General features: G+C 66.6%; 16 protein-coding genes. 13 read left to right on the top strand and 3 right to left on the bottom strand.

Annotation, left to right across the window (positions count from 1 at the left end; all coding sequences use genetic code 11):
• Nucleotides 1–108: 108 nt before the first annotated feature.
• Nucleotides 109–948 (top strand): arylamine N-acetyltransferase family protein, encoded by an 840-nt coding sequence (locus IDF66_RS20675; RefSeq protein WP_190268425.1) that lies wholly within the window; start codon nucleotides 109–111, stop codon nucleotides 946–948.
• A gap of 15 nt (nucleotides 949–963) precedes the next feature.
• Here the strand turns inward: IDF66_RS20675 and IDF66_RS20670 are convergent, their stop codons facing one another.
• The gene (locus IDF66_RS20670) at nucleotides 964–1,779 is read right to left on the bottom strand and encodes a shikimate 5-dehydrogenase (RefSeq protein WP_190268424.1); all 816 of its coding nucleotides are present in this window, start codon (nucleotides 1,777–1,779) and stop codon (nucleotides 964–966) included.
• A 34-nt stretch (nucleotides 1,780–1,813) separates the two neighbouring features.
• Here IDF66_RS20670 and IDF66_RS20665 point away from each other — a divergent pair, with 34 nt between their 5' ends.
• Together IDF66_RS20665 and IDF66_RS20660 are read left to right on the top strand one after the other, a co-directional pair.
• Complete coding sequence (locus tag IDF66_RS20665; protein ID WP_164307852.1) at nucleotides 1,814–2,215, top strand: SRPBCC family protein; 402 nt, start codon at nucleotides 1,814–1,816, stop codon at nucleotides 2,213–2,215.
• A gap of 122 nt (nucleotides 2,216–2,337) precedes the next feature.
• Nucleotides 2,338–3,714, top strand: a complete 1,377-nt coding sequence (locus IDF66_RS20660) for a DUF4185 domain-containing protein (protein WP_190268423.1) — start codon at nucleotides 2,338–2,340, stop codon at nucleotides 3,712–3,714.
• 14 nt (nucleotides 3,715–3,728) lie between these two features.
• Here IDF66_RS20660 and IDF66_RS20655 read toward each other — a convergent pair whose 3' ends face one another.
• Nucleotides 3,729–6,134, bottom strand: coding sequence for a Tex family protein (locus tag IDF66_RS20655; RefSeq protein ID WP_190268422.1), 2,406 nt, complete (start codon nucleotides 6,132–6,134; stop codon nucleotides 3,729–3,731).
• A 149-nt stretch (nucleotides 6,135–6,283) separates the two neighbouring features.
• Here IDF66_RS20655 and IDF66_RS20650 point away from each other — a divergent pair, with 149 nt between their 5' ends.
• The gene (locus IDF66_RS20650; RefSeq protein ID WP_190268421.1) at nucleotides 6,284–7,903 is read left to right on the top strand and encodes an FAD-dependent monooxygenase; all 1,620 of its coding nucleotides are present in this window, start codon (nucleotides 6,284–6,286) and stop codon (nucleotides 7,901–7,903) included.
• A gap of 12 nt (nucleotides 7,904–7,915) precedes the next feature.
• Here IDF66_RS20650 and IDF66_RS20645 read toward each other — a convergent pair whose 3' ends face one another.
• Nucleotides 7,916–8,539 carry a hypothetical protein gene (locus IDF66_RS20645; protein ID WP_223309946.1) on the bottom strand — a complete coding sequence of 208 codons (624 nt, stop codon included), beginning with the start codon at nucleotides 8,537–8,539 and terminating at the stop codon, nucleotides 7,916–7,918.
• A 173-nt stretch (nucleotides 8,540–8,712) separates the two neighbouring features.
• Between IDF66_RS20645 and IDF66_RS20640 the strand changes: the two genes are divergently transcribed.
• The 9 genes from IDF66_RS20640 to IDF66_RS20600 all read left to right on the top strand — a co-directional run bounded on the left by IDF66_RS20640 (nucleotide 8,713) and on the right by IDF66_RS20600 (nucleotide 19,032).
• Nucleotides 8,713–10,737 (top strand): MDR family MFS transporter, encoded by a 2,025-nt coding sequence (locus tag IDF66_RS20640; protein WP_190268420.1) that lies wholly within the window; start codon nucleotides 8,713–8,715, stop codon nucleotides 10,735–10,737.
• 577 nt (nucleotides 10,738–11,314) lie between these two features.
• Nucleotides 11,315–12,049 carry an ABC transporter permease gene (locus tag IDF66_RS20635; RefSeq protein ID WP_164307879.1) on the top strand — a complete coding sequence of 245 codons (735 nt, stop codon included), beginning with the start codon at nucleotides 11,315–11,317 and terminating at the stop codon, nucleotides 12,047–12,049.
• Between the two features lie 2 nt (nucleotides 12,050–12,051).
• The gene (locus IDF66_RS20630) at nucleotides 12,052–12,912 is read left to right on the top strand and encodes an ABC transporter permease (protein ID WP_164307857.1); all 861 of its coding nucleotides are present in this window, start codon (nucleotides 12,052–12,054) and stop codon (nucleotides 12,910–12,912) included.
• Nucleotides 12,913–12,916: 4 nt separating this feature from the next.
• Nucleotides 12,917–13,933 carry an MlaD family protein gene (locus tag IDF66_RS20625; RefSeq protein WP_190268419.1) on the top strand — a complete coding sequence of 339 codons (1,017 nt, stop codon included), beginning with the start codon at nucleotides 12,917–12,919 and terminating at the stop codon, nucleotides 13,931–13,933.
• Nucleotides 13,930–14,931, top strand: coding sequence for an MlaD family protein (locus IDF66_RS20620; protein WP_164307859.1), 1,002 nt, complete (start codon nucleotides 13,930–13,932; stop codon nucleotides 14,929–14,931). Before IDF66_RS20625 ends, IDF66_RS20620 begins: the two co-directional genes overlap by 4 nt.
• Nucleotides 14,919–15,902, top strand: coding sequence for an MlaD family protein (locus tag IDF66_RS20615; RefSeq protein WP_190268418.1), 984 nt, complete (start codon nucleotides 14,919–14,921; stop codon nucleotides 15,900–15,902). The genes IDF66_RS20620 and IDF66_RS20615 overlap by 13 nt, the downstream gene beginning before the upstream one ends.
• Nucleotides 15,903–17,003 carry an MlaD family protein gene (locus IDF66_RS20610; protein WP_190268417.1) on the top strand — a complete coding sequence of 367 codons (1,101 nt, stop codon included), beginning with the start codon at nucleotides 15,903–15,905 and terminating at the stop codon, nucleotides 17,001–17,003.
• On the top strand, nucleotides 17,000–18,061 hold the full coding sequence (locus tag IDF66_RS20605) for an MlaD family protein (protein ID WP_190268416.1): 1,062 nt from the start codon (nucleotides 17,000–17,002) through the stop codon (nucleotides 18,059–18,061). The genes IDF66_RS20610 and IDF66_RS20605 overlap by 4 nt, the downstream gene beginning before the upstream one ends.
• Nucleotides 18,058–19,032 carry an MlaD family protein gene (locus IDF66_RS20600; protein ID WP_190268415.1) on the top strand — a complete coding sequence of 325 codons (975 nt, stop codon included), beginning with the start codon at nucleotides 18,058–18,060 and terminating at the stop codon, nucleotides 19,030–19,032. The genes IDF66_RS20605 and IDF66_RS20600 overlap by 4 nt, the downstream gene beginning before the upstream one ends.
• The last annotated feature ends 2 nt before the right edge of the window (nucleotides 19,033–19,034 follow it).

Raw genomic sequence — 19,034 nt, 5'->3', positions numbered from 1 at the left:
CTAAAAGCAATGCATCACGTCGGCACCCACAAGTGTGCCAGACGAATGGACCCCACGTCGTCCGCGATCTCCGCACTCGTCATGAACGCGCGATGCGACGATGGTGCCATGAGCACTTCCGTCGAGGTCGACGTCGATGCATATCTTCGACGTATCGCGTATTCCGGTGACCGAACTCCCTCACTTCCGACCCTGGCGGGTCTGGTATCAGCCCATGTTCGTCGGATCCCGTTCGAGAACCTCGACCCGCTGACCGGAACCGCAGTCGAACGACTCGACGCAGAAAGCCTTCAGGACAAACTCGTCCGGCGGCGCCGGGGCGGGTTCTGCTATGAGCACAACGGTCTGTTCCGGCACGTTCTCGACGCCCTCGGCTATCGGGTCGATCCGCTCGCGGGGCGCGTCGTGTGGATGAAGGAGCCCGGCCCGCTACCCGCGGAGACACATCAGCTCCTCGCCGTCGAGATCCCCGGTGATCCACAGCGGTTCCTCGTGGACGTCGGCTTCGGAGGCCAGACACCAACCGCACCCTTGCGGTTCACGATGGACGAAACTCAGAACACCGATCTCGAGCCGTTCCGCATCAGCGCCGGGCCCGACGACCGGTTCCGCACGATGGAATCGATGGTCGGTGGACGTTGGCAACCTCTGTACCTGTTCGGTCCGCGCCCCCGGCCCGAGATCGACAGCGTGGTGGGCAGTTGGTTCGCGTCAACGCACCCGGGCTCGCACTTCTGCACCGGATTGTCCGCGTGCAAGATCGTCGACGACGCGCGGTGGAATCTTCGTGGCCGCGATCTCGCAATCCACCGTCCGGACGGTTCGGGCGAGAAACGCGCGCTCGCAACGACCCACGATGTGCTCGACCTGCTCGTCGACACCTTCGGTATCGACATCAGCGGGATCGCCGGCCTCGAGGCACGTATCGGAGCCGTGCTCGACAGCTGACGAGCGTTTCGCGACCTATACCGCGCGGGAGAACTCCGAGGCCCGCACGACCTGTTCCCTGGTGAGGCTCACCCCCGTGTAGCGCTCGAACTGGCGGGCGGCCTGCAGGGCGATCACCTCGGCCCCGGTGATGACTCGCTTGCCCTCCGCGCGGGCCCGTCGGATCAGGGGCGTGTCCGAGGGGAAGGCGACCACGTCGAACACCACGTCGGCCGCCGCGATCCGATCCCCGCCGAACGACAGCGCGTCCTCGTCCGCGCCATGCATTCCCAGCGGCGTCACGTTCACCAGCACGGAGGTTCCCGACCGGGGTTCGTCCGCGGTGTAGGCGTACCCATACCTCGCGGCCAGTGCCGCGCCGGCGCCTGCGTTGCGAGCGATCACCGTGACATCGTCGAATCCGGCCCCCCGAAACGCTGCGACCACTGCCTTGGCCATGCCGCCCGATCCACGGACGGCCACTGTCGCGCGCGGGTCGAGGCCATGTTCGGCGAGGAGCGTCGCGACTGCCTCGTAGTCGGTGTTCGAGGCGGTGAGTGTGCCGGCATCGTTGACGATGGTGTTGACCGATTCGATCGCCGACGCGGATTCCTCCATCACGTCGACGAGCGGGATGACGGCCTCTTTGAACGGCATCGACACCGAGCAGCCGCGGATGCCGAGGGCACGCACACCCCGGATGGCACCCTCGATGTCGTCGGTGCTGAACGCCTTGTAGATGTAGTCGAGACCCAGTTCGTCGTAGAGATGATTGTGAAATCGCGTGCCGATGTTGGATGGGCGACCGGCAAGTGAGATGCACACCGTCATGTCCTTGTTCAGGATGGGCATGAACTCACAGTAATCCGGCGCTAGGCTCTGGCCCATGACCGAGATGGAGAGTCGGCACATGTCCGTCGTCATACCGGCGTCGGCCGCGGACGTCTATGCCTTCGCGGCAGATCCGGAGAATCTCCCCACCTGGGCGGCGGGCCTGGCCGCAGGCGTTCGTCGCGACGGTGATGCGCTGGTCGCCGCATCTCCGATGGGCGAGGTGATCGTGCGGTTCGCCCCGCCGAATCCGTATGGGATCCTCGATCACGACGTGACCCTGCCCGATGGCATGGTCGTCGCCAACCCGTTGCGGGTCATCGGTCATCCGGATGGCTCCGAGGTGGTCTTCACGGTCCGGCAACGCGACCTCACCGACGACGAGTTCGCAGCAGACTGCGCAGCCGTGGAGCGCGATCTGGTCGCCCTTCGCGCGGCCGTGACCGGCGACGTCTGATCCCGGCGGCCTCGCCGAGGCGATACCCGATCGTGACCGGCTCGTGCCGTGATCCTGAATCACATACGTCACAATTACCTCATCAGTCACATTGGTGACATCCATCACCTCTGGAGGTATACGTGCGGCGACGCCTCACGCAGGCCGCCCGGGTCGCCCTCGTCGGAGCCCTGGCCGCCTCGGCATCGATTCTGGCGATGACCCATGGCGCAGGCACCGCCGACGCGGCCCCGTGCGGCAACGGCGGTTTCGGATCGAGTCTTTTCGGCAACGGTTCGCTTGGTTCGAGCGGTTCGCTGGGCTCCAGCGGTTCCCTCGGCTCGAGCGGGTCATCGGGGAGTTCGGATATTCCGAACATCGGTCCACAACGTCCCCTCATCCCGTTCATCGGATCCAGCACCCGCACCATCGGGTGGGTGACCGGACCACTCAGCAGCAACCGCACGTTCAGTCGTTTCGGCATCAGCGGCACCGACCTCGGAATCAGCTGGGACAACGGGCGCGGACAGACACTGATGGCGTTCGGCGACACGTTCGGGGACTGCAACGTCTCCGGCCAGCAATGGCGCCACAATGTGCTCCTTCGCACTGACGACAATCAGCTGACCGATGGCATCCGCGTCCCAGACGGAGTGGCCGGCAATACGTCGTCGGGGTCGGTCATCGCGCCAGGGCAGCCGAACTTCGCGCAGCAACTCATCCCGGCGCTCGGCATCAGCAACGTCGAGGTCACCACCATCCCGACCGCCGCGATCGCGCTACCGCGCGCGGGTGGGTTCCGCCAGTACATCAACTACATGTCGGTGCGCTCGTGGGGAACCGCCGGAAACTGGGTCACCAACTTCTCCGCGGTCGCCTATTCCGACGACAACGGGCAGACCTGGACCACCGATCAGAGCACCATCCTGATCAATGCACCGGTCTCGCTCGCACTGCCCGGAAACCTCGCCCCGGTCGAGTACAACAACGGCAAGTTCCAGCAGGGCGCGTACGTCCGCGGTCGGCCGGATTCGACCGACGAGAACCGCTACATCTATCAGTTCGGCACGCCCAACGGCAGATTCGGCGCCGCCTTCCTCGCCAGGTTCGCGCCCGAGGACATCCTCACCCTCGACCGTTACCAGTACTGGGCCGGGGCCGCCCGCGGATGGGTCGACGACATCGCCCAGATTCCCGACGACGGATCGGCGATCGTCGTACCCGCTCCCGTGACGGAACTCTCGGTGGCCTGGAGCCCATACCTGAAGAAGTACGTGATGCTCGACGGCCAGAACGACATCCGTCTCCGCACCGCCGACCATCCCCAGGGCCCGTGGAGCGCACCCCGGACCATCGTCCCCTCGGGCGCCGTCGTGCTGTACGGCCCGATGATGCTGCCCGACTCCCCTGCGCTACAGGGAAATTCCCCAGATCTGTACTTCAATGCATCGCGCTGGAGCGACTACAACGTGATGCTCCTGAAGACCGACCTCGGCCGGGTGCCCGGGGCGCGCCCCTGAAGCACGGGTTCGGGCTAGCGACCGAATCCGGCGTCGCGCAGCGCATCTGCCATCGACCCGCTCGGCTGATTACGCTGTGCGCGACCGGAGTTGTCGCGGCGACCGTTTTTCTGTGCCCTGTTCTCGCGCCGCCCGCCTTGCTCTCCTTCGCGCCGGCCCCCGTGCTGTCCGCCGCGGTCGGGTTTGCGATCACCACCGCCGGCCTTCGCCTGCTTGGCGCGGCCGCTCCCGCGAGCCTCGTCGTCGAGCCGCAGGCTCAGACCGATTCGTTGGCGATCGACGTCGACCTCGATGACCTTGACCCGCACCACCTGCCCCGAGCGGACCACCTCGTGCGGATCCGACACGAACCGATCCGACATCGCGGAGACGTGGACCAAACCGTCCTGATGGACTCCGACGTCGACAAAGGCGCCGAACGCCGCGACGTTGGTGACCACACCTTCGAGCACCATGCCCGGTTCGAGGTGTGCGACCTTCTCCACACCCGCGGCGAACGTCGCGGTGGCGAACGCGGGACGTGGATCACGCCCCGGCTTCTCGAGTTCGGCGAGGATGTCCGTCACGGTCGGGAGGCCGAAGCGCTCGTCTGCGAAGTCGGCCGGGCGCAGACCGCGTATCGCGCGCTCGTCGCCGATGAGTTCGGCGATCGCGAGGCCGGAGCGATCCAGAATGCGCCTGACCACCGGGTACGACTCGGGGTGCACGCCCGATGAGTCCAGCGGGTCGTCGCCGTCCCGGATCCGAAGGAACCCGGCACATTGTTCGAATGCCTTGGGCCCCAGGCGCGATACGTCGAGCAATCCGGATCGGCTACGGAACGGGCCGACGCTGTCGCGATGCGCGACGATCGCCGTGGCCAGCGTGGGGGTCACACCCGACACCCGCGACAGCAGTGGCACCGACGCCGTGTTCAGGTCGACACCCACCGCGTTCACGGCGTCTTCCACCACGGCGTCGAGACTGCGGGCGAGGGTGCCCGGGGTGACGTCGTGCTGATACTGCCCGACGCCGATCGACTTGGGATCGATCTTCACCAACTCTGCGAGTGGGTCCTGCAGGCGGCGCGCGATGGACACCGCGCCGCGCAGCGACACATCGAGCTGAGGCAGCTCGTGCGACGCGTACTCCGACGCCGAGTACACCGACGCACCGGCCTCGCTGACGATCGCCTTGGCCGGCGCCTGCGCGCCCGCCTTCCGGATGTCGTCGATCAGTTCGGTTGCCAGCGCGTCGGTTTCACGTGAGGCGGTGCCATTGCCGATCGCCACCAGTTCCACGCCGTGCCGCGCGACGAGTGCGGCGAGCGTTGCCTTGGCCTGGTCCCACTGCTTCTGAGGTTGATGGGGATAGATGGCACAGGTGTCGAGAACCTTTCCGGTGGCGTCGACCACCGCCACCTTGACCCCCGTGCGGAAGCCCGGATCCAGACCGAGCGTCGGCCGGGTACCCGCGGGCGCGGCCAACAGGAGATCCTTCAGATTTGTCGCGAACACCGTGACGGCGTCGGCCTCCGCACGCTGGCGCAGCCGGACCCGTGCCTCGATGGATGCCGACACCATCAGCTTGGTCCGCCAGGCCCACCGGGCGGTGCCCACCAGCCACGGCGTCGCCGGTCCCGGATCCGACGCGTCGATACCCAGCGTCGCCGCGACCATCGCCTGGTAGACGTCATCCTCGCCGCCGTCGAGCGTGAGCGTGAGCGCATCTTCTTTCTCGCCACGCAGGACCGCGAGCACCCGATGCGACGGCATCGAGTCCAGCGGCTCGGCGAAATCGAAGTAGTCCCGGAACTTCTGGGCCCCGGACGATGTCGCGGCGGTCTCGGACCGCGCGGCGGTGCGCATCGAGCCGTCGGCCCAGAACCGCTCGCGGATCGCGCCGACCAGTTCGGCGTCTTCGGATGCGCGCTCGACGAGGATCTGGCGGGCACCGTCGAGCGCGGCCGTCGCGTCGGCGACACCGTCGCCGACGAATTCCGCCGCCGCATCGTCGGGAACCGTGGACGGATCCGCCAGCAGCCTGTCGGCGAGTGGCTCGAGGCCCGCTTCGCGAGCGATCTGTGCCTTCGTCCGGCGTTTCGGCTTGTACGGGAGGTAGATGTCCTCCACCCGGGCCTTGGTCTCGGCGGCCGACAGCGCGGACCGGAGTTCGTCGGTGAGCTTGCCCTGTTCGTCGATCGACGCGAGCACGGCGTCTCGTCGTTCGTCGAGTTCGCGCAGATAGCGCAGACGCTCGTCGAGCGTCCGTAGCTGGGCGTCGTCGAGGCTGCCGGTGACCTCCTTGCGGTAACGGGCGATGAACGGCACCGTCGAGCCGTCATCGAGCAGCCGCACCGCGGCGGCGACCTGCTCCTCCCCGACCGACAACTCCTCGGCGAGGCGGGTGTTCACGGACTTCACAGCTGAGCTCGATTTCACTCGCAGGACCCTACCGAAGTCGTCGGACAACGCCCCGCAGGCTCGACCGGCGTGAGTCGGGTGTGCCGCAGATGGGGCAAACCGCCCGCCGGCAGAGGCGATCGGGCGATAATCGGTCTGCCGTTGCGACCACCCGGAGGTCAGGACAGATGAACGACACCGACGTACTCATCGCAGGCGCAGGACCGATCGGGCTGACGGCTGCGATCGAGTTGCGCAGACGCGGGGTCCGGGTCCGCATCGTCGACCCCCTGCTCGAACCACCGCAGTACGCCAAGGCCGTGGGAGTGCAGCCCCGCACTCTCGAGGTGTTCGAGGGCATGGGTGTCCTGCGGGAGATCCTCGACGCGGGCACCGAGATGCGCGGGCAGATCGTGTATGTCAACGGCACCGAGGCGATGCGCATCGACCTCTCGTTGCCGCCCGACGTCCCGTTCCGGTTCCACTCGATTCCGCAGTACGAGACCGAGCGGGTGCTACGGGAACGGCTGACCGCCCTGGACACCCGGATCGAACGCGGCGTTCGCCTCACCGGTTTCACGCAGGACACCGACGGTGTCACTGCGACGCTGACCGGGCCCGGCGGCGACGAGACCACCCGGGTCTCGTTTCTCGTCGGAGCCGACGGTGCACACAGCATCGTGCGCAAGACCCTCGGTCTCGCGTTCGAGGGCGCGGCTTTCGACGAGCAGTACATGCTCGGCGACGTGGTGGTGGATTGGTCGCAGCCGCGCGGATACAGCGTCCGGTCCATGCACCAGACCGACGGCGTCACCGACGACCTACTCGTCTGTATCCCGCTTCCCGGTCGCGGACGGTACCGCATGTCGATGCTGGTTCCCGACGAGTTGTCGACCGGCCCCTCGTCGTCGGCAGACGGTGTGGCGCACGGGTTCGAGGGCACCCGTGCGCCGGAGTTGTCGCACATCCAGGCCGTCGTCGACCGCCTCTCACCCGAACCCGCGACGGTATCCGACCTCCGATGGTCCTCGGTGTTCCGGATCAGCCACCGGATCGTGGACGCCTACTCCCGGGGACGGGTGTTCGTTGCCGGCGATGCGGCGCACATCCACCCACCCACCGGTGCACAGGGGATGAACACCGGAATCCAGGACGCCCACAACCTCGCCTGGAAGCTCGCGCTGGCGCTCGACGGTGCCGCCGCCGACGGTCTCCTGGACAGCTACGACGCCGAACGCCGGCCGATCGGCGAGGAAGTCGTCGGCCGCACCGTCCGCAGCGCACGTGAGGGTATCGGCGCCGATTCTTCGGACCCGGGTCACGTCATGCGCCGCGAGGCGCAGTTGCTGCTGAGCTATGCGGGCAGTCCGATCGTGGCGGTCGCGCCGACCGATGGCACCGGGCCGCAACCCGGCGAACGCGCCCCGGATGCGGCGGGGCTCGCCCGGGAGGTGGTCAACGTCCCGATCCGCCTCTACTCGCTCCTCGGACGACTCCACCACACCGCGATCCTGTACGCGGGCGACACCGCCGGTCCGGCCGACGTCGCGGTGTTCGAGGCGCTGGCCGCCGACGCCGGCAGCGCGGCCCGCGGGCACCTCGACGTGTACCTCGTGGCGTCCCCCGAGGCCCAGGTGGCCAGCACGGAAATACCTCTCATCCGGGACGTCGAGGGACGGTTCGCCGTGGCCTACCGGCCCGACGGTGACACGGTGTTCATCGTCCGCCCCGACGGATACCTCGGCTATCGCGGTCCGGTGGGTGACGGCACGTCGATGACCGAACACCTCGGACTCACATTCGGTTGATCGACCGCCGGGTCAGCTGACGGCGATGGCCCCGCCGGTCGGCCGCGCCGACGTCGACGATCCGCCGCCGATGTCACGCCCGATCCACACCCCGGGGGTGAGCTGTCGGTACTCGTGGATGCTGATCGGGACACCCGCGAAATCCCGCGAGAAGTCGGCGGTCCAGACCGGCTTGTGGTCCAGCCTCGAGAGACCCGGGGTGAGCGGGCCACCCGCGTCGCGCCCCCAGATGTAGTTCTTGTACACCCACGGCCTGCCACCGGGACCGGTCGTGAAGGTCAGGGAGTCGCCGAGTGTGCTCTGCGCAGTGGTCATGGTGCGAGCGACGCCGTAGGGCAGGAGTCGTCCGCCGAACTGGAACGCGGGCAGGAGCGCGATCGCCTTGCGCCCGGTCGGCACATCGCCCACTTTCGCCGAGGCGAACAGGTCGAGGATCTGCCGGCTCGTGCACCGATGTTGCAGCGCATCGACAGTGGCCTGGGGATCGTCCTTCGCGACCACACATCGCCCATCCGGGGCGGTCCGATGGGATGTCAGTGGATTCGACGGAGCAGCGGAGACGGGAGCGGCGGCGAAAGCGGAACCGAGCAACGCGGCGAGCACGCTCGCGGCCACGACTCCCCGAAGTCGGGTCATGATCACCACTGCAGTGAACCCGGCTTCGGATCGGATCGCAAACCTGGCAACCACCACCGATCACGCGGCACGCGCAACACATCTGTCACATGGGTGACAGCGGAAATCGCACATCCGACCTGTTCTCTTGCCACACTGGAAATGTCAACGAGCCGACGACCACAGGACTGCTGATGACGAATGGACGCGCGTCGACAACCGGATCGGGCGAATCTCCTGCCGGCGAACTGGATCAACGCAAGATCTGGTCGATCTTCGGCGGACTGATGCTCGCGATGCTGCTCGCAGCTCTCGATCAGACGATCGTCTCGACCGCCCTACCGACGATCGTCAACGATCTCGGCGGCGCAGAGCATCTGACCTGGGTCGTCACGGCCTACATGCTCGCGACCACCGCGACGACCCCACTGTGGGGAAAGCTCGGCGACCTCTACGGTCGCCGCTACTTGTTCATCGGTTGTGTGGTGCTCTTCCTCGTCGGCTCGGCGCTCTGTGGCACCGCTCAGTCGATGGGCGAGTTGATCGCATATCGCGCCCTCCAGGGAGTCGGGGCAGGCGGACTCATGGTGCTGGCGCAGGCCATCATCGGCGACGTCGTCCCACCACGGGAGCGTGGGCGGTATCAGGGCTTCTTCGGCGCCGTGTTCGGACTGGCCAGCGTCGCCGGCCCGCTCCTCGGTGGCTTCTTCGTCGACAACCTCAGCTGGCGCTGGGTGTTCTACATCAACCTGCCGATCGGCATCGTGGCACTGATCGCGGTGATCCTGGTCCTCCCGTCGACGTCGGCGAATGTCAAGGCCAAGATCGATTACGCCGGGATCTTCCTGCTGGCCCTGGTGGCGACCTGCGTGGTGCTCGCAACGAGTTTCGGCTCACTGTGGGGCTGGGGCTCGCCGAGGATCCTCGGCCTCACCGCCGTCGCCGTCGTCGCCGTCGTCGCGTTCGTCCTCGTGGAGCAACGGGTACCCGAGCCGGTCCTTCCGGTCCGGCTACTGACCAACCGGGTCTTCGCGATCGCGTCGTCCATCGGCTTCGTGGTCGGTTTCGCGATGTTCGGAGCGATCACGTTCCTGCCGCTGTTCCTGCAATCGGTCCAGGGGGCGACCGCGACATCGTCGGGACTGCGGATGGTTCCGATGATGTTGGGGCTGCTCATCACGTCGATCGCCAGCGGCCAACTCATCAGCCGAAACGGCCGTTACAAGATCTATCCGATCATCGGGTGCGCGATCTTCACCGTCGCCCTGTACCTGTTGTCCACGATGGACCGCAGCACCTCCGAGCTCCTCACGAGCGTGTATCTCTTCATCTTGGGCGTGGGGCTCGGCCTGGTCATGCAGGTGCTGGTGCTCGCCGTACAGAACGCCGTCGAGTACCGCGACCTCGGAACCGGCACCAGCGGGGCGACGTTCTTCCGCACCATCGGCGCCTCGGTGGGCGTCGCGGTGTTCGGAGCAGTCTTCAACAGCCAACTCGATTCCCATCTGACCAGCGGCGCCCCACCCGCGGCGGTCGGTCGATGTTCCGCCGAGGTGCTGGAGGCATCGACTCTGACGTTGCCCTCCTGCTCCCCGGCCGTCCAGTCATGGTTCCTGGACGGATTCACCGATGCGTTCCAGGTCGTGTTCCTCGTCGCGGTGCCGATCGGCATCTTGGCCTTTGCTCTATCGTGGTTGCTGCCGGAGGTCGAGTTGCGCACCGTCACCCGCACTCCGGAGCCCAGCGAATCGTTCGGTATGCCCTCTGCGCGAACATCTCTGGAAGAACTCCGGCTGCAGGTGTGGCGCACTCTCGCACGAGAGGACCGGCTGCGCATCTGGGAGATCGTCGTCGCGACCGCCGGCAGCCCGTTGTCCAGGGGCGAAGCATGGATGGTCAGCCGGGTCTCGGAAGAGACGTCGCGGGACTTCGCCGCGATGGTCGAAGCCTCCGACACACCATTGCCGATCGTGAAACAGACGGCCGACGACTTGGCGAGACGCGGAATGGTGACGATCGACAACGAGACCGTGACGATCACGCCCGCCGGAACCGCCGAGGCCGATCGTCTTCTCGAGGCCCAACGCGAACGACTGCGTACATTCGTGGCGGACTACCCCGGTAGCGACGAGGCCGACGTCGACCAGATGCTCGATGAGATCGCCGGTCGATTGCACGACGAGGTCCCGAGAGGCCTGACCCCTCAGACCGGCGGCTGACGAACTGCGGAACTCCGCCGCCGGCGGAACATAAACCGGTCCAACGACATTCGCGGATCGCCCGATCCCTCCCGCACACTACTGGCCATACCGTTGACCATCCAGTAGTCTCACCCACAATCCGCGCCGACACGCGCTCTCGTGCTCCCATCAGCGACGCAGGCGCGCGATCGACACACGCGCACCGGCCGGGTCATCCGACCTGTACATGTTTACCGAAACCACTACCGGAATCCTTACGACAAGTGCTACCGTCCTTGGCCAGAGGGAAGCCGGGTCCACACGCCGAGCACCGGATCAGCCAACGACAGTCACCCGAACCCGGGCGTCGGCCACATCAGGATCGTCATGGAAGGACGAGATGGTCGCAGGGCATTCACGTGTCGCGGCGGCGTCGCCACACGCCACAGCGCAGCAGACCGAGGTCGACGCCTCGCCCGCAGGCGTTGTGGGCACTGCGCGAGATCTGCGCGGGTTTTCACCGTCGACGCCGGAGGGCCGGGACGCCGACCTCTCGATCCCGAGACAACCCGGGGCTGTCGCAACCGGCCTGAGCACTTTCGGCCGTGCAGCACGCATGGGCGCCGAAGCGACACGGATCGGGGTAACCGACCTGATCCGGCTCCGCTTCCAATGGCGCGAGACCCTCACCCAGGCGTGGTTCATCATCTCGGTCACCGCAATTCCCGGCATCCTGATGGCGATCCCCTTCGGAGTGATCGTGTCGGCGCAGGTCGGCAACCTCGTCTATCAACTCGGCGCGAACTCGCTCATCGGCGCAGCCGGCGGGATGGGCGTGATCAAGCAGGGTGCACCGGTCGCGACAGGCCTCTTGCTCGGCGGTGCCGGAGCAGCGGCGATCGCGGCCGATCTCGGCGCCCGCACCATCCGCGAAGAGGTCGATGCCATGCGGGTCATGGGTGTCGATCCCGTGCAGCGCTTGGTCGCGCCCAGGATCGTCGCGATGGTGCTCGTGGCACCACTGCTCAACATCCTCATCATCGCCATCGGGATCGCCGCCGGCTACATCGCCGCGGTCGCCGCGCTCGGCGTCGCACCCGGTAGCTACTGGATGTCGTTCGGCGCGTTCACCTCTGGTGTCGACGTCTGGGTTTCCCTGGCGAAATCCGTCATCTTCGGGTTCCTGGTCGTCGTCATCGCATGTCAGCGTGGGCTCGAGGCCCGCGGTGGTCCGCGGGGCGTCGCGGACGGGGTCAACGCGGCGGTGGTCCTCTCGGTCGTCGCGATACTCGTCGTCAACACCGCCATCACGCAGGTGGTCAACATGTTCTATCCGATGAGGATGGGTTAGTCATGGCAGCACCCTCGACCTACAACCCGTTGCGCCCGTTGACCTCACTGTCGTCGCGGCTGCGCATCGGCGCTGCCGTCGACACCGTCGGATTCGCACTCGCGTTCTGCTGGCAGGTGATCGCATCCATCCCCGTCACACTCCGGCAGTACCGAGCGGAGACCGTGCGCACCATCACCGACATGACCTGGGGCAGAGGATCTCTCATCGTCGGAGGCGGCACTGCGGCAGTGATGGTGGTCATGGGCGCTGCCGTGGGCGCCTCGATCGGCATCGAGGCGTACACGGCCCTCGAGCTCGTCTCACTCGGTCCACTGAGTGGCGTCATCTCCGCATTCGCCAACACGCGTGAACTCGCCCCGATCGCCGCGGGCGTCGGTTTCGCGGCCCAGGCGGGCTGCCGGATGACCGCGGAGATCGGGTCCATGCGGATCTCCGAAGAGATCGACGCGATCGAAGCCCTCGGGGTCCGGTCGGTCGGATTCGTCGTGACCACCAAGGTCATCGCCGGTGTGGTGGCGATGGTTCCGACCTTCGTGATCGCGCTCGTGATCGGGTACTTCTCGACGCGTATGGTCGTCACGACCTTCCACCACGAGCCCGGCGGTGTGTACGACCACTACTTCACCCAGTTCGTCGTGGGCTGGGACATGGTCGCGGCCGTCATCAAGGTCCTGGTCTTCACCATCGCGATCATCCTGATCCATTGTTACCAGGGCTATTTCGCCTACGGCGGTCCAGAAGGCGTCGGGATGGCATCCGGCCGGGCCATCCGCGCAAGCCTCGTCGCGATCATCGCACTGGACATGCTCATGACCATCGTCCTCTGGGGATTCCGATCCCCCCTGAGCTTCACCGGGTGACCGCGTGCCCGCCTACGGACTGCCCGGCGTCACCACCACCCGCCGAGGCGCACGGATCATCGGAATCGCGGCGATCATCGCTGTCGTCGTGGCCGTCGCCGCCTGGCGCACACTGCCTTCCGACAACAGCGCGCCATCCGGTCAGATCTCGGTCACAGTCATCACCGACCATGTCGGCGAAGGGATCGAGCAGGGCACCGAGGTCCGCCGCGACGGCGTGAAGATCGGCACGGTGCGCAACATCGACCGGGATCCCGATGGGCAACGGCTCACCCTGTCCCTGGACGACGCGAGCGTGTCCGGTCTCACCGAGGGCCTCACCATCGACTACGCCCCGGCCAACCTGTTCGGTATCACCCAGATCAGCATGCACACCGGAACCGGCGGATCGCGACTCCGCAACGGCACCGTCGTCCGTCTCACCGGGTCCGATCGCGTGCGTGATGCCACCACGTCTGTCCTGTTGCAGTCGCTGGGGCAATTGACCGGCGACGTCCTGACCCCGCGGCTGGCGAAGTTGGTCGCGCAGATCTCCAGGGACACCACCGCATTCGCACCGCTACTGCAAGCGGTCATCGTCAGCGTGGAATCCATCGCCGACACACAGAAGATGCCCTACTCGCCGATCGTCGACGGACTCGGAGACGCATTGCTCGGCCTGCCGTCGACATTGTCCGGAGGCCTGGTCTTGCTCGACTCCGTCTACAACGAGCCCTATCTGAAGTCCGCCGCTCGGCGAGCGAACTTCGACGCCACGGTCGGCATGCTGGCGAAGCAGCTCATTCCCTCGGTGGCCGGCCTTCTCCGGTCCATCCGTCCCGACTATCACGAGCTCGCCGAACTCCCGGTCCCACTGCTCGGTGCGGTGGCCGGGAGCGTCGGTGGTCCGCGCACCGGCACCGACCTCGAACGGTTGCTGACCCGCCTGTCCCGAACCTTCCATGACTCCCCGGCCGGACCTATCGTGAACGTCGCCGTCGAGCTCAACGCGGACACCGCAACACGCGGCGGTCGCCGATGAGATCGATACCGTCGCTGGTTCTTCGGGTCGGCGCCTTCGCGTTGGCGATGTTGCTGATCCTGTTCGCCGTGTTGCGGACCATCGAACGTCCGGTCGCCGACGCCACCGACAACTACACCGCATTGTTCACCGACGCCAACGGCCTGCATCCCGGTGACGACGTCCGCGAGTTCGGTGTCGCGGTCGGGAATGTGACGACCATCGACCTCGCCGGGGACACAGCCCGCGTGGTGTTCACGATGAAACCGTCGCAGCAGCTGTCGGTCGGGGCGAAGCTCGCCATCCGCTACCAGAATCTGACCGGGCAGCGCTACCTCGACATCCAGCAGTCGTCACCGGTCATCGGGGGGATTCGTCGGTCCGGCAGCACGATCGGCACCGACCACACCGTGCCGTCCTTCGACATCACGACATTGTTCAACGGACTGCAGCCGGTCCTCGCCGACCTGTCCCCCGCTGATCTCAACAAGTTCACCGGCAGCATGCTTGCCGTCGTCCAGGGCAACGGCGCCGGCATCGGCCCGGCACTCGACGCGATCGAGAAACTCAGCACCTACACGACCGACCGGCAGGCCGTCATCTCCACACTCGTCCGGAATCTGTCCGTCGTCTCCGAACAGATCGGCGGGAAGTCCGGCCATGCGGTCGCGCTGATCGAGGAACTCACCACGCTGTTCAAGAACCTGGAGGCCAAACTGCCCGGACTGATCGATTTCGCTGCGCAGATCCCGCCGGTTCTCGATCCGCTCGACCACATCATGGGCGAGATCGGCCTCGTCGGCGATCCGAATCAACCACTCGACGGGCTCATCGATCGGGCTTTTCCCGACCCGAAAACGGCGATCGGCGCCCTCAACCGGCTGCCCGGGTTCCTCCAATCGCTGGCCGGGCTCGCCCCGACGAGTGGACAACTGACCTGCAGCAAGGGCCAGGCGTCGCCGGGGCACGAGATCGAGGTGCTGCTCGGCGGACAGAGGATCACCCTATGCCGCGCATGATCAGTTGGCGCACAGCCGCTTCCACGCGCGACTCCGGGCCTCGTTGGTCAGATCTGCAATGGGGCATCGCCGGCCTGGCAGTGCTGCTCGTGGTCGCGCTGACGATCGTCCTCATCAGCACCGTCGACCTGAACAGCCACGAATATCGCGCCGAGACAACCGACGCAGGATCGATCCGGGTCGGCGACGACGTGCGGGTTGCGGGAATCAACGTCGGCAAGGTGACCGCCGTCGACCTGAGGTCGGATCATGTCGATCTCCGATTCACCGCCGATGACAAGGTGTTTGTCGGGTCGGAATCGACCCTCGGAGTCCGCATGCTCACCGCTGTCGGGGGCTACTATCTGGCTCTTCAGCCGGCGGGTACGACGCCGCTCGGCGATCAGGTCATCCCGCGCGAGCGGGTTGTGCTGCCCTATGACCTCCCTGAGCTGTTCCAGGATGCGGTGACCCCACTCGACGAGATCGACGGCGGCACCATGCGTAGGACGATGGCCTCACTGCGATCGGCAACGGTGGACAACCCGTCGTCGATCCGCCGGGCGATCGATGCCACGGACACCATCGTCGCGCTCCTCAACCGGCAGAACTCGGACATCTCCCGAACCCTGGCCATGGCCGACGAATACGTCTCGTCGATCGACGGCATCAAGTCCCGATTCGGCCGGATCATCTGGTACTGGAACAGTCTGGAGGACAGCGCCGAGGAATCGATGGTGTCGGTCGGGTCCGCCCTCGGCACGGTGGCCAGCCTGCTGGCCCGACTGAGCCCCATCTCGCGGCAGTGGAACGGCAAGTTCAAGCCGATGGCGCAGGAGCTGGCGAACTCCGTTCCGCCACTTCAGGAACTGGGCGCCAAGCTGAGCGGCTTCCTGGATTCCATCCGGCGGATCGGTGGAGAACTCCGCTCGTTCGGCGGGGGCGCGGACCCCGTGACGATCTGTGTGCCGACACCGGAAAGGCGGTGCTAGATGTTCGGACGAATCCTTCACTCACGCATGCTCGTCGCCGCCATCGTCGTGGTCCTGCTCGTCGGTGCGGGCCTCACCGCATTTCGGGTCAGGAGTGCGGAGTCGGCGACGACGTCCTACTGTGCCCTGTTGCCCGACAGCATCGGGTTGTACGACGGCAGCGCGGTCACCGTGATGGGCGTTCCGGTCGGTCACATCACCTCGGTCGTGCCCGACGGCACCAGGGCCCGTGTCGAGTTCGACGTACGCGCCGACCGCCGGTTGCCCGCCGACGTGGGCGCGACGACCCTCTCGCAAACCCTCATCGCCGACCGCCGTCTGGCGTTGATCGGTGCCGAGCCAGGACGAGATGCTCCTGCCTGGCGTCCCTCCGAGTGCATCACCAAGACCACCACGCCGAAGTCGATCACCGAGACCCTCGCCGCGATGTCGAGCCTCGCCGACGAGCTCAACGGCGCCGATGACCCAGCCCAGGCGCACGCGATGTCGGGCGGGGTCTCGGCCCTGGAGAAGGCGACCGCCGGGACAGGCGATCAGATCAACGCCATCGTCATGGGGCTCGGCAGAGCACTGGACTCCCCCGACGCCGCGATCGGACACATCAGCGACCTGCTGGACGCACTGGGCGATCTGTCCTACAGCACCGCGCACGGCTGGGGAGACATCAAGCGAATGTTGACCCGCCTGCCCCGGACGCTGGTCTCCGTCGATCAGCACCTCATCGGCCCGTCGGTGGAGATCATCGCGCGGCTCCGAGATGTGCTGCCCATGTTCAACGACATCACGACGATGTTCGGCGGCACCATCATCCGTCACATCGAGTCGCTGCAGAATCTCCCGCAGATGATCTCGGCGGGTGTCGGATCTCTCGGCCAGGCCTTGCAGATGATCCCGGTCTTCACCAACGCCTTCGAGAACTCCGTCGATCCGATGACCGGGCGCGTGTCGCTCGGCTTCACGCCACCGCCGCATGCCCTGCCGTCCGGCGTCCTCGCCGGGCTCTGCACCGCGATGGGACAACGGGATCCGGACGTCTGCCGCGAACCCGGTGGTATCGGCGACCTGATACCGCACCTCCTCGGAACGGCGGGCACCCGATGACCCGGCGCCGAGACCGTCTGCGGCGCGCGTGCGCGGCGGCATGCGTCGCCATCACGATCGGTGCGAGCCTCAGTGGGTGTGGTACCGATGTGGCCGGTCTGCCCGTCCCGGGCATGCAGTCCTCCGACGGCACCTACCCGGTCCACATCCAGTTCTCGAATGTCCTGAACCTTCCGTCCGGTGCCCCGGTCGTCGCCAACGGGGTGGAGATCGGGTCGCTGACCGGACTGCGGGTCGACAACGGCGGCTTCGTGGTCGCCGACGTCGCCATCGATGACGGCGTCGCCCTGCCGACAACGACGACCGCGATGCTCCGGCAATCCGCTCCACTCGCCGACGTCCACATCGCCCTCACCACACCGACGACCGGATCGTCGCGCGGGAACCTGGAGGCCGGTTCGACGATCCCGTTGCAACGGACGTCGGAGGCACCTCAGATCGAGGACACCCTGGCAGGACTGGCCACCGCGGTCGGCAATGGCACGTTCACCAATTTCATGACGACCGTTCGTCAGATGAACAAGGCATTCCCCGACGACACGCGACGCACGGCCCGGATGTTCGACGTGATCGGACGGGATCTCGACGACCTTGCCGCCCATCAGAACTCGATCACCAAGGTCCTCGACGGCATGAACGCCACGACGCAGCGCGTGATCGAGGAGAAACCCAAGATCGACCCGCTGCTCACCGCGCAGGGTGTCTCACACACCACCTCCGCGATGAAGTCGGTGCTCGGCATCATCTTCATCCTCACCGACCTCGGGCAGATCGCTCCTCCTGCGCAGTGGCTCGCCCCGATGCTCGGTGCGTCGGATCGAGCCGTGTCCGCAGTGATGCCGATGCTGTTCTCCAGCAATCCGCTCGACACCACCGAGCCGTCGAACCTGCGCAGGCTCACCGACCTGCTGCATGACGACCTGATCCCGTTCGCGACCTCGGGCGCCAAGGTCGACATCACGACGATGTCGGTGACCGGCCGCACGGGCAAGCTGTCCGCGACCGGCCAGAGCGCTCAGATGATCCAGGCACTGCGCATGATCGGTCTCGTTCGATGACCCGGGGCACGGTGATCTCCCTCGGAGCCATCCTGGCGGTACTCGTGATCGGTGTCGCCTACCTCGCCTTCGGTGTCCTCGGCGTCGCACCGTTCCGGGAAGACCGGACGGCCACCCTGGTGATGACGGATTCGGGTGGCCTGGAGGTCAATTCCCCGGTTCTCCTGACCGGATTCGAGATCGGCGAGGTCACTGCCCTGCGCGTGGGTGATCACGGGGTCCAGACCGACATCAGGTATCGCGCCGAGTACCCCATCCCGGCGTCGAGCACACTGTCGGTCCAGACCCTCTCGGCGCTCGGCGAGCCGTATCTCGAGTTCGTGCCGGCGACCGACGGAGGTCCCGACCTCGCCGACGGTCAGGTCGTCGACACCCGGGCGACCACCAAGCCGGTGACCATCGCCGACACCGCCACGCGGGCAGTGGCGATGCTCGATCAGTTCGACCCCGATGTGATCTCACGCCTGGTGCACACCATCGACACTGCGCTGGACGGCACCGACGCGGTGATGCCCCGCCTGCAGCGGTCCACCCGACTGCTCGCGGAGACGCTGATGGTGCAGAACCCTCAGTTCGAGAAGTTGCTCAGCAGCATCCAGTCGATCGGCGGCGACCTGGACTGGCTGGGCCCGACGCTCGAGGCCGGTGGACCGGCCTGGGCGTCGGTGGGCGACCGCGTCATCGCGCCGCTGGCCACCAAGATGGCGGAACTCACCGACGCCCGGAATCCGTCGGTCTACACCACCGGAGACGGGATCATCCCGTTCCTCCATCGCATCAACGAGGTCCTGCTGGAGATCGGGCCGAGCGTGAAGCCACTCGCCCCGATGCTCCAACCGGTGGTCGCCCAGGCCACCACCGGGGTGTCCGGCCTGGACATCGGTGCCCTCGTCACACAGGCGCTGGGCACCGTGGGCTCCGACGGCGCCATCCACCTGCAGTTGAACATCCCGCAGCCACAACCGAAGTGAGG

The sequence above is a fragment of the Gordonia hankookensis genome (genome assembly GCF_014673215.1).
Taxonomy (GTDB): Bacteria; Actinomycetota; Actinomycetes; order Mycobacteriales; family Mycobacteriaceae; genus Gordonia; species Gordonia hankookensis.
The sequence above is the reverse complement of the archived record's forward strand: the minus strand, read 5'-3'. Positions and strand labels throughout refer to the sequence as shown.

What these genes read in the sequence shown, in the direction of transcription:
- IDF66_RS20675 (WP_190268425.1), top strand. Translation starts at nt 109, where the DNA reads ATGAGCACTTCCGTCGAGGTCGACGTCGATGCATATCTTCGACGTATC.
- IDF66_RS20670 (WP_190268424.1), bottom strand. Translation starts at nt 1,779, where the DNA reads ATGCCCATCCTGAACAAGGACATGACGGTGTGCATCTCACTTGCCGGT.
- IDF66_RS20665 (WP_164307852.1), top strand. Translation starts at nt 1,814, where the DNA reads ATGACCGAGATGGAGAGTCGGCACATGTCCGTCGTCATACCGGCGTCG.
- IDF66_RS20650 (WP_190268421.1), top strand. Translation starts at nt 6,284, where the DNA reads ATGAACGACACCGACGTACTCATCGCAGGCGCAGGACCGATCGGGCTG.
- IDF66_RS20645 (WP_223309946.1), bottom strand. Translation starts at nt 8,539, where the DNA reads ATGACCCGACTTCGGGGAGTCGTGGCCGCGAGCGTGCTCGCCGCGTTG.
- IDF66_RS20640 (WP_190268420.1), top strand. Translation starts at nt 8,713, where the DNA reads ATGACGAATGGACGCGCGTCGACAACCGGATCGGGCGAATCTCCTGCC.
- IDF66_RS20635 (WP_164307879.1), top strand. Translation starts at nt 11,315, where the DNA reads ATGGGCGCCGAAGCGACACGGATCGGGGTAACCGACCTGATCCGGCTC.
- IDF66_RS20630 (WP_164307857.1), top strand. Translation starts at nt 12,052, where the DNA reads ATGGCAGCACCCTCGACCTACAACCCGTTGCGCCCGTTGACCTCACTG.
- IDF66_RS20620 (WP_164307859.1), top strand. Translation starts at nt 13,930, where the DNA reads ATGAGATCGATACCGTCGCTGGTTCTTCGGGTCGGCGCCTTCGCGTTG.
- IDF66_RS20615 (WP_190268418.1), top strand. Translation starts at nt 14,919, where the DNA reads ATGCCGCGCATGATCAGTTGGCGCACAGCCGCTTCCACGCGCGACTCC.
- IDF66_RS20610 (WP_190268417.1), top strand. Translation starts at nt 15,903, where the DNA reads ATGTTCGGACGAATCCTTCACTCACGCATGCTCGTCGCCGCCATCGTC.
- IDF66_RS20605 (WP_190268416.1), top strand. Translation starts at nt 17,000, where the DNA reads ATGACCCGGCGCCGAGACCGTCTGCGGCGCGCGTGCGCGGCGGCATGC.
- IDF66_RS20600 (WP_190268415.1), top strand. Translation starts at nt 18,058, where the DNA reads ATGACCCGGGGCACGGTGATCTCCCTCGGAGCCATCCTGGCGGTACTC.